The sequence below is a fragment of the Paenibacillus sp. LRG-1 genome (assembly GCF_057220305.1).
In genome coordinates, this window is record NZ_CM170126.1 from 3,417,108 (window position 1) to 3,431,495 (window position 14,388).

At 46.7% G+C, this 14,388-nt stretch carries 12 protein-coding genes; all 12 read right to left on the reverse strand.

The window, feature by feature from the left end; all coding sequences use genetic code 11:
* Positions 1 to 40 precede the first annotated feature (40 nt).
* A complete protein-coding gene (gene glnA / locus ACUUJN_RS15125; protein WP_013310575.1) occupies positions 41 to 1,369 on the reverse strand; it encodes a type I glutamate--ammonia ligase in 1,329 nt (442 codons plus the stop codon).
* A gap of 117 nt (positions 1,370 to 1,486) precedes the next feature.
* A complete protein-coding gene (locus tag ACUUJN_RS15130) occupies positions 1,487 to 1,900 on the reverse strand; it encodes a MerR family transcriptional regulator (RefSeq protein WP_007430683.1) in 414 nt (137 codons plus the stop codon).
* A gap of 83 nt (positions 1,901 to 1,983) precedes the next feature.
* Positions 1,984 to 3,237: a methionine gamma-lyase family protein gene (locus tag ACUUJN_RS15135; RefSeq protein WP_069080292.1), complete on the reverse strand. Its 1,254-nt coding sequence runs from the start codon at positions 3,235 to 3,237 to the stop codon at positions 1,984 to 1,986.
* Between the two features lie 111 nt (positions 3,238 to 3,348).
* The gene (gene hflX, locus ACUUJN_RS15140) at positions 3,349 to 4,635 is read right to left on the reverse strand and encodes a GTPase HflX (protein WP_023989039.1); all 1,287 of its coding nucleotides are present in this window, start codon (positions 4,633 to 4,635) and stop codon (positions 3,349 to 3,351) included.
* 113 nt (positions 4,636 to 4,748) lie between these two features.
* Positions 4,749 to 5,732, reverse strand: coding sequence for an AAA family ATPase (locus ACUUJN_RS15145; protein WP_071558585.1), 984 nt, complete (start codon positions 5,730 to 5,732; stop codon positions 4,749 to 4,751).
* Between the two features lie 115 nt (positions 5,733 to 5,847).
* Positions 5,848 to 6,543 (reverse strand): YdcF family protein, encoded by a 696-nt coding sequence (locus tag ACUUJN_RS15150; protein ID WP_023989041.1) that lies wholly within the window; start codon positions 6,541 to 6,543, stop codon positions 5,848 to 5,850.
* Positions 6,540 to 7,097: a ribonuclease FAU-1 family protein gene (locus ACUUJN_RS15155; protein ID WP_484668681.1), complete on the reverse strand. Its 558-nt coding sequence runs from the start codon at positions 7,095 to 7,097 to the stop codon at positions 6,540 to 6,542. Before ACUUJN_RS15155 ends, ACUUJN_RS15150 begins: the two co-directional genes overlap by 4 nt.
* Before the next feature lie 163 nt (positions 7,098 to 7,260).
* The gene (locus ACUUJN_RS15160; RefSeq protein ID WP_028540710.1) at positions 7,261 to 9,921 is read right to left on the reverse strand and encodes a PBP1A family penicillin-binding protein; all 2,661 of its coding nucleotides are present in this window, start codon (positions 9,919 to 9,921) and stop codon (positions 7,261 to 7,263) included.
* A 190-nt stretch (positions 9,922 to 10,111) separates the two neighbouring features.
* Complete coding sequence (gene hfq / locus ACUUJN_RS15165; protein WP_023989043.1) at positions 10,112 to 10,357, reverse strand: RNA chaperone Hfq; 246 nt, start codon at positions 10,355 to 10,357, stop codon at positions 10,112 to 10,114.
* Between the two features lie 20 nt (positions 10,358 to 10,377).
* Positions 10,378 to 11,358 carry a tRNA (adenosine(37)-N6)-dimethylallyltransferase MiaA gene (gene miaA, locus ACUUJN_RS15170; RefSeq protein ID WP_023989044.1) on the reverse strand — a complete coding sequence of 327 codons (981 nt, stop codon included), beginning with the start codon at positions 11,356 to 11,358 and terminating at the stop codon, positions 10,378 to 10,380.
* Positions 11,342 to 12,193: a class I SAM-dependent methyltransferase gene (locus ACUUJN_RS15175; protein ID WP_053325619.1), complete on the reverse strand. Its 852-nt coding sequence runs from the start codon at positions 12,191 to 12,193 to the stop codon at positions 11,342 to 11,344. The genes miaA and ACUUJN_RS15175 overlap by 17 nt, the downstream gene beginning before the upstream one ends.
* Positions 12,194 to 12,205: 12 nt before the next feature.
* Positions 12,206 to 14,380, reverse strand: coding sequence for a DNA mismatch repair endonuclease MutL (mutL, locus tag ACUUJN_RS15180; protein WP_069080290.1), 2,175 nt, complete (start codon positions 14,378 to 14,380; stop codon positions 12,206 to 12,208).
* Positions 14,381 to 14,388: the final 8 nt, after the last annotated feature.

Genomic DNA, 14,388 nt, shown 5'->3' on the forward strand with positions numbered 1-14,388 from the left:
ACATGCTAGAAAAACCAGCACTGCCAAGGCTTTATGTCTTTTAATACAGCGTCAGATATTGATCACGTTCCCACTGATGAACCTGTGTGCGATACATATCCCATTCAATTTCCTTAAGCTCATAGAAGTAGGCCAGAGCATGGTCGCCCAGTGCGTCAGAGATAACTTCGCTCCGAATAAGCTCAGACAAAGCTTCTTTCAAGTCTGCAGGCAGACTTGGAATGCCTTCTTCAATCCGCTCTTCCTCAGACATTACGTAAATGTTACGATCAATAGGAGCTGGCAGAGCCAACTGACGTTTGATACCATCCAAACCAGCTCTCAGCATCACTGCCAAGGCCAAATAAGGATTCGCTGCCGGGTCAGGGTTACGAACTTCGACGCGAGTGCTCAGACCACGAGATGCGGGAATCCGAATCATTGGACTGCGATTGCTTGCAGACCAAGCCACATAACAAGGCGCTTCATAACCTGGTACGAGACGTTTGTAGGAATTTACCGTTGGATTCGTGATCGCTGCCATTGCACGTGCATGTTTAAGAATACCAGCCATATAGTGGCGGGCTGTCTGGCTTAATCCGAGTTCATCCGTTTCATCATAAAATACATTTTCATTATCCTTAAACAAGGATTGATTGCAGTGCATACCGGAGCCATTTACACCAAACAAAGGTTTTGGCATAAAGGTAGCATGCAAACCATGCTGACGAGCAATCGTCTTAACAACGAGCTTGAACGTTTGAATCTGGTCGGCAGCTTTAATTGCATCTGCATATTTAAAGTCAATCTCATGCTGACCAGGTGCAACTTCATGATGAGATGCTTCAATTTCGAAGCCCATCTCTTCAAGCTTAAGTACAATTTCACGACGGCAGTTTTCACCCAGATCCATCGGAGCCAGGTCAAAATACCCGCCTTGGTCATTCAGTTCTGTAGTTGGCTCGCCTTTTTCATCCGTTTTGAACAAGAAGAATTCAGGCTCTGGTCCGACATTCATCGAAGTGTATCCCAACTCTTCTGCTTCCTTAAGTACACGTTTCAAGATACCCCGCGGGTCGCCTGCAAACGGAACTCCGTCCGGCTTATAAATATCGCAGATCAAACGGGCTACACGATCCGAGGTTACCCAAGGGAATACAACCCAAGTGTCCAAATCCGGATATAAATACATATCAGATTCTTCAATACGCACATAACCTTCTATGGAAGATCCGTCAAACATCATTTTATTATCCAATGCTTTTTCCAGTTGACTAACCGGAATTTCAACGTTCTTAATAGTGCCCAGCAAATCTGTAAATTGCAAACGAATAAAACGAACATTTTCTTCTTTCGCAATCCGAAGGATATCTTCTCTGCTATAACTCACTCTAACCTCTCCCTTTCTGTAACGACTATATACGAATCGGCTGTTCTATAAATTACTTAAATGATGAGACCGGGTTTTAAAGTAAAGCGACCTTATACCAGGAGGTAAGTCAAAGCATTATCTCTTATTGAAGAACCGTGATAATTCGCCTTGGATCAGGGATACCTGTCCTGGTCTTTTGCCTGCAACAAGTTGTTGTTTCAGTAAGCGGTGAAGCTGAGTATCGGACATTTCACGGCGTTTGACTTCCGTATCTGCTGTAATAACCGTAGCTTCCTCCGATTCCTTGGTAACCGGATTCATGACTTGTTTAATTCCCGCAATGTTAACACCCTTCTCGATCAACGCCTTAATTTCAAGCAGACGCTCTACGTCATTAAAAGAAAAAAGACGTTGGTTTCCCGATGTACGGGCAGGAACTATCAAGTTATGCTGTTCATAATAACGAATCTGACGTGCTGACAAGTCCGTTAGCTTCATGACAATACCTATTGGAAATAAGGCCATATTTCTGCGAATTTCGTCGCCCATTTGTCATCAACCTTCCAGTGATCTATTATTCACCTTATTGTACATTTAGCTGATGCAAAGTGTCAATGACATGTTAGAAAAACTCACAATAATTTACGTTCTTTCATCGTTTGCAGAGCCATAAGCACTCCAAATTTAACATGAGAGTAGGTTAAGCCCCCTTGCATGTAACCAATATAAGGCTCACGAATCGGAGCATCCGCAGATAGTTCCAAACTTCCCCCTTGTATGAACGTACCTGCAGCCATGATAACTGGATGCTCATAACCCGGCATATCCCACGGCTCCGGCACCACATGGCTATCCACGGCAGCTGCACGCTGAATGCCCTGTACAAAAGCAATTAGATGCTCTGGTCCACTAAAAGAAATAGCCTGAATCAAATCCGTACGCTCTTCATGCCAGGCAGGTTTGGTCTCAAATCCCATCTCCTCAAAGACCGCAGCTGCGAATACGCTCCCTTTAACCGCTTGCCCAACCAGTGTTGGAGCAAGGAATAGTCCCTGAAATATGCCTCGTGTAGTACCTAGCATGGCACCTACTTCTCCACCGATTCCAGGTGCAGTTAATCGGTAGGATGCTAGCTCTACATACTTTTGTTTGCCGCAGATATATCCACCCGTTTCTGCAATGCCACCACCGGGATTTTTAATCAACGAACCTGCCATCAAATCGACACCTACCTGAGTAGGTTCCAGCTTCTCGGTAAATTCACCGTAGCAATTGTCAACAAAGACAATGACGTCAGGTTTTATTTCCTTCACACGTGCTGTCATTTCTTCAATATCTGCTACACTAAACGAAGCTCTCCAATCATAACCGCGTGAACGCTGAATACCGATCACTTTGGTATTGGCATAGATCGCAGCCTCCACCGCTTCCCAGTCCACTTTACCTTCCGCTGTCAGTGCGGTTTCTCCATAAGTAACACCAAAATCCTGCAATGATCCTGTTCCGTCGCCGGGCTTACCAATCACTTTGTGGAGGGTATCATAAGGTCTCCCAGTAATGTACAACAGTTCATCCCCTGGACGCAGCACACCAAATAAAGCAGTGGCAATTGTATGAGTACCCGAGGCAAAATGCGGACGCACCAACGCTGCCTCCGCACCGAACACATCCGCATAGACTTCTTCCAGCACCTCACGTCCCCGATCATTGTAAGCATATCCCGTAGAACCCGCAAAGTGAAAATCGCTCACTTGCTTCCGCTGGAATGCCTGAATTACCTTCCACTGATTTGAATCTACAATATGATCTATGTGCTGTATACGTTCTTGTATTTTATGTTCTGCAGTTTCCTGAATTTTCTGAATTTCTGGACTAAAAACTACCATTTACCTTCTTGACCCTCTCTCTTACGCAGCCTTAAGCTATTCATGTTATATTATTGTTCACTTTGAACGATGAGCATTTTCATTTTATTGACCCAAAAACATCATTAGATGTTAACCTTCTGTGAACTCGCTGAGTGCATGACCGTACTTTTCGTATTCGCCTCTTTGAATTTCAACCTCATAAATGACATCATTGCCATCATACTCTGTCAGCAGTACATCTCCGATTCGATAAAGCACCGAGGTTAAATCCCCACGTTCCGCAGGAATGCGGAATCTCAGCGTATCACCGCTCAGATGCTCTTGAATCAGTTCACGAATGTGCAGCAAATCCCCTTCATCAAAAGCACTAATTTTCAAATAGCCCTCCCCAGAAGGAAGCATTTCCAGTTGCTCAGGGGTACAGGCATCTTTTTTGTTAAATAATACGATCTGAGGCTTGTCCGCAGCCCCTAGCTGCTGCAAGATCGTCTCTACAACTTTCATCTGTTCGTCTCGCATATCCGAGGAAGCGTCCACGACATGCAAAATGAGATGAGCCTCATTCGCCTCCTCCAAAGTAGCCCGGAAGGAAGCAACCAAATCATGAGGAAGATTTTGGATAAAACCGACTGTATCCGTAAGAATAATTTCTTTTCCACTCGGTAGCTCCATTGTTCTGGAGGTAGGATCCAGCGTCGCAAACAGTTGGTTCTCAATATATACATCGGCTGCTGTCAGTTGCTTCAACAGTGTCGATTTGCCCGCATTGGTATAGCCAACAAGTGCAACCTGAACAATACCGCTCTTTTGTCTGCGCTCCCTGTGCAAATACCGGTGACGAGTCACTTCCTCCAGTTGGCGTTTCAGATCACTGATTCGGTCACGAATATGACGACGGTCTGTCTCCAGCTTGCTTTCACCAGGACCACGTGTTCCGATTCCGCCACCGAGACGCGAGAGATTTTTGCCATGTCCAGACAAACGGGGGAGTAAATATGACAACTGCGCCAGTTCAACCTGAATAATACCTTCCCGTGTTTTTGCACGTTGAGCAAAAATGTCCAGAATCAACTGTGTCCGGTCAATAATTTTGAGATCCAGACTTTCTTCCAGATTTCGTACCTGAGCTCCCGAGAGCTCCTGATCAAAAATAGCTGTATTCGCTCCCAATTCTTCAGCAACTGCACGCAATTCCTCTACTTTTCCTTTGCCAATAAACCATTTTGAATCCTTGGCTTCCTTATTCTGTGTCAGGACGCTCAGTACTTCAACTCCCGCTGTCTCAGCCAATTTCACCAGCTCATCCAACGAGTATTCCGTATTGATGCCAGATCGTTTGACTTCATCCGTAATCAGACTGACCAGTACCGCCTTGTCCTGCATTTCAGTTTGTGTATCATGAGTGGAGTTCGCCATATTGTTTGCTCCTTTATTTTCATGTCAACTCTCGAACAGAGACCGACCTGATGTTCAGGCCGGCCCCCGTTCGATGTCATACCATTCGATGTGATTCAGATTCCTATTATCGCCTATCTTTTGTCCATTTTCAAATCCTCTGGACGCAGCGTCATCAATTCCTGCTTGCCGGGTTGCCCGCTCCGGTACTGATTGAGCAACCTGACAGCTTGGTGCCGAATCGCTTTTTCAATCACGTTACGAACATAGCGTGCATTACTAAATGCATGAAGACTGTCATTACGCTCGTTTAGCAAATGCTCCTTCATTTTAATTATGGACTGAGGCATGAGAATATAATCCCGCTCCTTGGCCATCAGCTCGGAAATTTGGATAAGCTGATCTACAGTATAATCAGGAAAATCCAACTGGATTGGAAAGCGAGAAGGAAGACCAGGATTCGTTCGTAAAAAAAAGTCCATTTCCCCCGAGTATCCAGCGAGAATCAAAATAAATTGATTTTTTTGATCTTCCATGGACTTTACCAAGGTATCAATCGCTTCTTTTCCAAAATCCTTTTCCCCTCCGCGTGCCAAACTGTAAGCCTCATCAATGAACAACACGCCGCCAAGAGATTTCTTTACCAGATCTCGCGTTTTCTGTGCAGTGTGCCCAATATACTCACCGACCAGATCAGCCCTCTCCACCTCAATCAGATGACCTTTGCTCAGTACCCCCATTTTTTGCAGCATTTTAGCGATAATGCGGGCTACTGTCGTTTTCCCCGTACCTGGATTTCCTTTGAAAATCATGTGATATACGTGTGCATTGCTCAACAATCCCGCATCCGTGCGCATATGGGCGATTTGCAAAAAGGCATATACCTCAAATACCAGGTCTTTGATGTTATCCAAGCCGACGAGATGATCGAGTTCTTTCTGAATTTCCTGATAAAGACTGAGATACTGCGGTAGAGCCTGTGACTTGGTTGAAGCCACTGCTTCCGTCTCGTCCACAGTCACCGAAGCTATCGGCTCCGGGCTACGCAGCACGACATTAATTTGTCTGGAAGGTCTCTCCTCCGACCGCTTGCCCGCGGCGATTCCCCGTCCGTTCATGCATCCATCACCTCAACATTTCTTCAGGCACAGCTTACCCTATTAATGTATTCGGTCCGGCATGTCCTTATTAGCATAAAAGCAACGGGAACGTGCACAAAGCCTTTTCTTAAATTCAGGCAACCCAAGTTTGAGCGCTGATCCACCATCGTTGCAGCGTCCATTTAGCGTATGCCAATACTTCTCTTGATTGATGAATTGGCATATTCAGCACTTTGGATTCCGTCAGAGCCATCTGAGGATGATCAAAATTCAAGAATTGAGCAATCTCCATCGCCCGAGGGCCATGATAGCTATGTGTAATGATCACGGTGGAGGTCCATCCATATTCCTTCATAATGCGCTGGCTATAGAGCAGATTTTCGTAAGTACTGGTCGCATGGTTTTCCAACACAATATGCTGTACAGGGACCCCTTTATCTACCAAATAGCGTTGCATGCCCTCAGCCTCCGTATACGGAAAATCTGGTTTATCCAGTCCCCCACTTACAATTAGACGCTGTACCGTCCCGTTGCGGTATAAGTGCAGGGCTTCTTCCAGCCTTTCCTTCAATCCAGGGCTGGGCTCAGCTCCCCACATAGAAGCACCTAGTACGATACCAATTTGCACTTGCTGGAGCGGAGTGGTAGAGGCAGCCGTATTCATGTTCCACACTCGGATACCTGCCCATACCAATCCGACCAAAATGAAAATCATCAAACAAAGTACAAGACGCTTGGATACCATAGATATTTTCTTAAGGCGACTCTGCCTGCTTTTCAACTCAGGACGTTTGGGCCCAGTGTCTTTAATCCACTGCAAAACTTTCACCGTTCTCTCTTGAAATCACCGTTGTGAAACCATTCTGCCCGGTGTTTCAGTGACATTTTAAAATAGGGGAACACGTGGGCGTCTATCTGATGTAACACATCAGCCGCTGTATGGTTAGCCAATTCTGCCTCTTGCGTTGAGATATGCCCCCGTTGTAACGCCTCCTCCAATTCATCCTCATCCACTAGAAAGATTTCACCGTTTTTAAGCACCACAACATCCAAATACAAATCGTCAAACCATGGGACTCCTTGATCGGTCACACCCTGATTACGGCAGGTGTCAATGTACCATTCAACGATCTGCTCCCGATTGTCAAACATAGCAGTCACCACATAGTGCTCACCTTTTGGGTAATATTGCAGCCAGGAATATCCTTTATCGGCTATGCAAAACGTATGACCACCGTAACTTTTCCATAACGGCTCCTTGAGACTCAAAATTGTATACAGGGTCACATATCCTGTAAACGCGTCACTTTCTACATACCGGCAAGCAAACTTGCGATTGGTGATTCTGCGCCAGTTGGCCCGGTCTCCGAATTTGCGCTTCATAAATGATGTTCCTCTCCAACATTGGTAAAACCAGCTTACCATATTTAAACTGTACACTCAAAAAGAACCCCTTTAAAACAGCAAAAAAGGTATTCTCAGACCAGTTCACGGACTGAGAATACCTTTGATTTGAAGCATATTCAACTTACTAAAGTAATACTTGCTAATTCCGATTGTGACGTCCACGATTGGAGTTCGAATGACCGTTGGAATTGCCTTCTTGAGTCCCATCCGTTGTGACTTCAGTCGTAGATGCATCCGTGTTTTCTGGATTTACCATAGTATCTTCATCAGAAATACCTGCATCCGGTGTAGTAGTCTGACCATTTCCCTGATTAGTATCGTTTCCATTGCCGGAATTGCCACTATTGTTACCTGTGCCGCCAGCACCATTCCCATTAGTATCCCCAGGAGATGCCGGAACCTGACCTGAGCCATTATTGTTATTGATACCGCCAGGAGTTGTATTTCCCTGATCTGTACCGTTTTGTCCGTCTGTAGCCCCGCCATTATCCGGTAAGGTTCCATTCTCGTTTGGATCAGTCCCTGGCTGTGGATCAACCGGAGTAGTCTCAGCCGGAATTTCCACACGGATCGTATTAGAAGCCTCGGATTCTTTACCATCCGCCCCATAAGCTACTACATAATATTCATACGTGTTTCCAGCTATAGGAGACGTGTCTTCACCACTCGTGCCCTTCATGGCCTCCATGATTGCCGTAAAGCCTGTATCGGAAGTCCCCTTGCGATACACGCGGTATTGTACATTATCCCCCGTAGCCGCAGTCCAGGATAACGATACAATTTGGGTGTCCTGACTATAAGACCCGCTCAGTCCGCTCGGAGCGGTAGCCTGAACCGGCTCTTCTGGCTTCTGCTCAACTGGTGGTTCATATCCCTTCGGCTCGCTGAATTGCGTAACCGGGTGTCCCTTGAGAGCTTCACCCATGACCCTTCCGAAAAAGGCTGCCGACTGCCCACTGTAGTTTCTCAGCATATGCTTGCTGTCCGGCTTGTCATAACCCATCCATACTGCTCCGGTATATTCCGGTGTATAACCGACAAACCAGATGTCCCGGTTACCACTGTTACCGCTAATCCCACTTTGGGTCGTACCCGTTTTACCAGCTACAGGCCAGTCAATACGTGCTTTGCGACCTGTACCGCTATTGACTACATTTTGCATCATTTGTGTCATTTCATAAGCCGTTTTTTCACTCATTACAGATTTAGTTTCCTCTTCATGAGTATAAACAACTTGATCATCACTATTGTTAATTTGCTTAATAGAATAAGCTTTTTGGAATTGTCCTTTATTGGCAAAAGCGCTGTACGCCTGCGCCATTTCAAGGGTATTCGTTCCTTTGCTTAATCCACCCAATGCGATAGCAAGTGAGTGATCATTTTTGTCCATCGGAATGCCTACGCTCTCGGCAAATTGAACCCCTTTTTCCACACCGATTTGGTTCAGCAACCATACAGGCGGAATATTTTCAGACTTCGTAATGGCGTCGAGCATGCTGATGGTCGACGAGTAACCATGCAAGTTTTTCGGACTGTATCCGTTAAAACTCTGGCGTTCGTTACTCAAAGGGGTATCCATCGTAAACTTACCGGATTCAAGAGCTGGCGCATAGGCTACAATCGGCTTAAAGGCCGATCCTGGCTGTCTGCGGCTCTGTGTCGCACGATTGAAGGTTCCCTTTTTGTAATCCCGTCCGGGTGCCATCGCGGCAATTCCACCTGTCTGGTTGTTAATAATGACCATCGAGGCTTGAACAGGCTGATCGTCCGGACTTTTTTCGAACATGTCATCATCTGCCATCGCCTGATCCAGCGCATTTTGAGCCTGGGCATCCATTGTGGTATGAATTTTATAACCACCAATAATCAGATCATTACCGCTAACTCCTGGCAACGCATCCTCTGCCTCATCCATGACGTATTCCATAAAATTTTGATACTTTTGAACTTTTTCCGGCTGTTTGTAATCGTAATTTACAGCCTTGGCCTCTTCCATCTCCTGCTTTCCAATCATTCCCTGCTCAAACATCAGCTGGAGAACCACAGCACGCCGGGCCTTTGAGTTTTCTGGGTTACTAATCGGATTATACTTGGATGGCCCTTTTGGAATAGCTGCCAGTGTAGCGACCTGCCACAATTTTAATTTATTCAAATCCGTTTGCCCAAAATAGCCTTCCGACGCTGCCTTAATTCCAGAATACGAGCGTCCAAACCAAATCCGGTTCAGGTAGAGTGTAATAATTTCATCTTTAGTCAAATTCCGCTCCAGCGCCATTGCGATGGATACCTCTGTCGCTTTACGGAAAAAGGTTTTGTCACGTGTCAAAAACAAGTTTTTGGCCAGCTGCTGAGTCAGCGTACTGCCACCCTCCACTGCCGAACGGGCCACGATATCCTTAACGGCTGCCCGGCCGATAGACCAAATATCAACCCCTTGATGCTCCATAAAACGCTTATCCTCGGTTGCGATAAATGCTTTTTTGAGCAGCGGTGGAATTTCTTCACTTTTGACAGGATCGCTTTTTTGCACAGACAACTCACCCATGAGCACACCGTTGCGGTCATAAACCTTCGATGTCTCGTTCACTGTAATTTTGTCCTTGTTGGCTTTGTAAATTTTTTCGCCATTAACCATGACAAATAAGTATCCACCAAGTGCGCAAAATATGGCTAACGCCGCTGTAATAAATAGCGTCCACCCCACTCGCTTACCTGTTATTTTCTTTTTCTTGCCCTTCGGCTTCTCTTTAGATGTGTTTCTATTGCGATTGCCGGATCTGGACAATGAATCGTTTGGCATTCCCCTGACTCCCTTTCGCGAATAATCATATGATACCTAACATAAGCTTAAAGCTTGCTGTCGGCAGCATGAAAGTAAACGGAATGAAAAGAACAACCCTGATCAGGTTGCTCCCGGTCACATTCCTATACAGTTAGACGAGACGGGCGCCTGAAAAGTTTCATGAACCCGGGCGACCGTCAAGCCGTAATCAGTTATCGCTAGCGTTATCCTGTTGCTGTACAAGCGATACATTGCGTTGCGGTGTAAAGGTGGAGATGGCATGCTTGTAAATCAGCTGTTGCTTTCCATCCGAGTCGATAACAATCGTAAAATTGTCAAATGCTTTAATCGTCCCTCGCACCTGAAATCCATTGATGAGGTATACCGTTACAGGTATAGAATCCTTGCGCAATTGATTCAGAAACGTATCTTGGATATTAATGGACTTGTTCATTTTAGCCGTACCCCCAATAATCATTTGGATTGTTTTGAAGTATATTCAAGGTCTGTCCGGAACTTTCCTGCTATAATTTCGTGTATTCGGGCTGCATGAGCAGAAAAATTTCCGAAATCAGTGACATCTACCCACTGGATATCCTTCATATGGCGAAACCACGAGAGCTGTCGCTTCGCAAAATGACGCGTATCCCGTTTTAGCCAAGTCACCGCCTCTTCCAAAGACACTTCTCCCCGCAGGTAGGAGGATATCTCTTTATAGCCTAGACCTTGCATGGAGATGGCATCGCTTCGCACTCCCCGTTCCATTAAGGAGGTTACCTCAGCAACAAGCCCTTGATCGAGCATCCCGTCAATTCGGTCTTCAATACGTTTATATAGCATTTGCCTATCCATTGTCAAACCTACAATGCAGAGTTGGTAGGGAGATTCCTTTTTTTGACTGGCAAGTTGAGAGCTTAGTGTCGTTCCGCTAACATGGTAAATTTCCAGTGCCCGAACGACACGACGACGATCATTAGGATGCAAACGAAGTGCACTTTCGGGATCAACCGCCTGTAGTCGCGCATGAAGCGCCTCAGCTCCAAACTGTTCGGCATAGTCAAGCTGTTCCTGACGAAAAGCTTCGTCAGCCCCTACCTCGGAAAACTGGTATTCATAGCAGACTGATTCTACATATAAACCTGTTCCGCCTACGATAAACGGTAGCTTTCCTCTAGATTGAATATCAGGTATGAGACGACGACAGTCTTCCTGAAATTGGGCTACTGAATATGGGTATTCTGGCTCATGAATATCAATTAAATGGTGCTTGATTCCTTCCATTTCCTGTTCGGAAATTTTGGCGGTTCCAACGTCCATACGACGGTATACCTGCATGGAATCCCCGGAAATAATTTCTGCGTCAAATTGTCGAGCCATCTCGATGCTTAGTTTCGTCTTGCCAACCGCAGTCGGGCCAACAAGAACAAGTAGTTTAGGCTTAGGTGCCACTGTCAATATCAATCACTCCGTACACTGTTTTCGTTGTGCCCCGCTGCTCCACACGGAAGCCGAGGCGGGCAAATTCCCCGCTACCCCGTTTTTCTTTTAATACAATTGTTTTTCGTGCAATCCGTTTCGCATGAATAATACTTTCCTCACTCAACGCGTCTGGGTTAGCCAACCCTCTCAATGGACCGATTGCGCTGGAATCGAGCAACGGATCACGGAACATGGGGTCAAAATAAATAATATCTATACTGCGATCCGGCAAACTACGCAAATAGTCCAAATGATGACCAAAACGAACGTCAATGTTGGAAAAGGCCTGATCTACTTCAGCGTTGCCGGAACGGTAATGCCTCATTCCATCCTTGATTAAAGCGTAGACGGGAAAAGAACTCTCCACAGCAGTGACTTGTCCAGAGCTTCCCGTTCCAATTGAAAATAGAAGAGAATCCGTACCAAGTCCTGCGGTGCAATCCAGAACAGTATCACCCGGGACGATCCGGGCAGCCGTCAACATCGGGTCAGGTTCACCCTTTAATACCCGTTTGGCGCGAATGAAGCCCATACTCGGGTGAAAAACCATCGGTGATTGTTCTGGACTAATCAGCCTCACTCCGCTCTGCACCAGAACCAACGCTTGGCGGACTCTGTGAGCCGAAATTAGCTTAGCTACCGATATGCCACGACGAGGGGCGTACAGCACCCCTAACTCGGCTGCAAGCAGCTTCGCTCGCTCCATAACCTCAGCCGAAGGGGAATCCCCTGTCGTGACCAGTAATTCGACTTGCTTCTCCCGTAGCCTCGACCGCTCTTCTTCTTCATGGTTTTCCCGATCCTGCAACATATATATACTCCCTTACATTACTCTTTTAAACAGCTTCTCTAAATCATATGTGGAAAAGGAAACCACAATAGGTCGCCCATGAGGGCAAGTATATGGTTGTTTGCATGCTGCCAAACGCTCTAGCAGCACGATAGCCTGTCGGTCAGTCAGCTTCTGGTTTGCTTTAATCGAAGCCCGGCAGGAGCACATGATTGATGCTGCTTCCCGCAGCTTAGCAAGATCAATGGCTCTTTCCTCCAGCACCCATCCGGCCATTTCCTCAATGACATCCGCTTCTTCCCCTTGGGGAAGCCAGTACGGGTAAGAGCTGACACGGAAGGTTTGACCGCCAAAATGCTCCAAATACACCCCCGCCTGTTCAAACCAGTGCAGCCTTGTTTTCAACTTTTCTGTCTCGGAAGGTGTAAAATCCAGTGTAATTGGCAGTAGCAGTTCCTGCGATACTGACGCAGGATTGCCGAATTTTTCATAATAAAATTCATAATTCACCCGTTCATGCGCGGCATGTTGATCAATTAAATACAAGCCCTGGTCGTTCTGCGCAATCAGATATGTCCCATGGTGCTGACCGATTAAATTCAGTTCAGGAAAAGTGGGCAACTCTGGAACTTCTCCCGACACCGCTGCAAATTGCTCGGCATCTAGACGTTGCTGGCGCGGCTTCTGATCTGCGAAATGACGGGAGTCCATAGCGTGTCCCGCAATCGGCGGCATAGAAGATGGGTAAGCAGCAGAAGCAGCCGTTTCCTGTACCCCTCCACTGTATAAGGAAGATGTACCTATTGCGGCATTATCTCCTTCGGACGACTGTACAGTCGCTCCATCAGGGAGCGGCACGTCCCCTCTAACTTCACTCCCGCTGTTTTCTTCTACAAAATCTGCATCCAGTTCATCATCACTAATACTTTTACCTGAAAGGTTGTTTGCCCGTCCAATGACTGAGAGGCTATCCCTGCTCGGACGTTGCTCACGCTCCTGGCTACCTCTGTTATTCTCTTCGTTTCTGTTCAAGTAATTGGATTGGCGCGGTACCTGGCTCTCCGGCGAAGTCACGGAAAGTGGCAGTGCTCCCCCCTGGTCTTTGCCGGAAGGAGCATCCCCTTCCACACTATTTCCCTTCGAGAAGTGAAACTGCTCCTGCACAAACGAGCCACTGTCCTTGCCACCGATCTCGCGCTTGACTGCCTTCGGAATCAGCACTTGCTGCCCTAAAACAGCTTTTACCGAATCTTCAACCAGCTGAAACAGTTCAGCTTCTTTGCTGAACCTTACCTCCAGCTTGGCAGGATGAACGTTAACATCCACCAAAGAAGGATGCATTTCCAGTTGGATCACAGCCAGCGGAAAACGATTGATCGGCAACAAGGTATGATACGCCTTGAGCAACGCCTGATTGAGCCCGTAGCTTCGCACAAAACGTCCATTCACTACCGTCGAGATCGCATTTCGATTTGATCTCGTCCACTCTGGACGGCTGACATAGCCGCTAATTCGATAATCGAGGCTCTCTCCTTCCAGCAGCAGCATGGATTTCGCCGCAGAAGTTCCGTAAATAGCAGCAATCACCTGCAGCAAATCACCATTACCCAGCGTTTGCAGCAATGTATTGCCATTATGCCGCAATGTGAAGGCTACTTCTGGATGCGAAAGCGCCATTCGATACAATACATCCGAAATGTGTCCCAGCTCGGTCTGGATTGTTTTCATATATTTCAGCCGTGCAGGTGTATTATAAAACAGCTCCCGTACGGTAAAATCCGTCCCTTGTCTACTAGCAGCATCCTCGTGAAGCAACAGCTTACCGCCCTCAATCACTAATTTACGGGCACGTCCGTCATCTCCGGCTGCTGTAAGCAACTCTACTTTCGATACAGCCGCAATACTTGGCAACGCCTCTCCTCGGAAGCCGAGACTTGTGATCTGAAACAGTTCGCGACCATGTCCAATTTTGCTTGTCGCGTGCCGATAGAATGCCGTCTCCACATCTTCAGGCTCAATGCCACTTCCATTATCCGTCACCCGGATACTTTGCAGGCCGCCCTCTTCTACCCATACGTCCACCCGCGTACCGCCTGCATCAATCGCATTTTCCACCAGCTCCTTCACGACGGAGGCTGGACGTTCTACGACCTCACCGGCAGCAATCTGGTTCGCAATATGTTCATCCAGTACCCGAATTTTAGACATCCTTTTAA

Coding starts and splice junctions, on each gene's coding strand:
- ACUUJN_RS15130 (WP_007430683.1), bottom strand. CDS start 1,900: ATGGGCGACGAAATTCGCAGAAATATGGCCTTATTTCCAATAGGTATT.
- ACUUJN_RS15135 (WP_069080292.1), bottom strand. CDS start 3,237: ATGGTAGTTTTTAGTCCAGAAATTCAGAAAATTCAGGAAACTGCAGAA.
- hflX (WP_023989039.1), bottom strand. CDS start 4,635: ATGGCGAACTCCACTCATGATACACAAACTGAAATGCAGGACAAGGCG.
- ACUUJN_RS15145 (WP_071558585.1), bottom strand. CDS start 5,732: ATGAACGGACGGGGAATCGCCGCGGGCAAGCGGTCGGAGGAGAGACCT.
- ACUUJN_RS15155 (WP_484668681.1), bottom strand. CDS start 7,097: ATGAAGCGCAAATTCGGAGACCGGGCCAACTGGCGCAGAATCACCAAT.
- ACUUJN_RS15160 (WP_028540710.1), bottom strand. CDS start 9,921: ATGCCAAACGATTCATTGTCCAGATCCGGCAATCGCAATAGAAACACA.
- hfq (WP_023989043.1), bottom strand. CDS start 10,357: ATGAACAAGTCCATTAATATCCAAGATACGTTTCTGAATCAATTGCGC.
- ACUUJN_RS15175 (WP_053325619.1), bottom strand. CDS start 12,193: ATGTTGCAGGATCGGGAAAACCATGAAGAAGAAGAGCGGTCGAGGCTA.
- mutL (WP_069080290.1), bottom strand. CDS start 14,380: ATGTCTAAAATTCGGGTACTGGATGAACATATTGCGAACCAGATTGCT.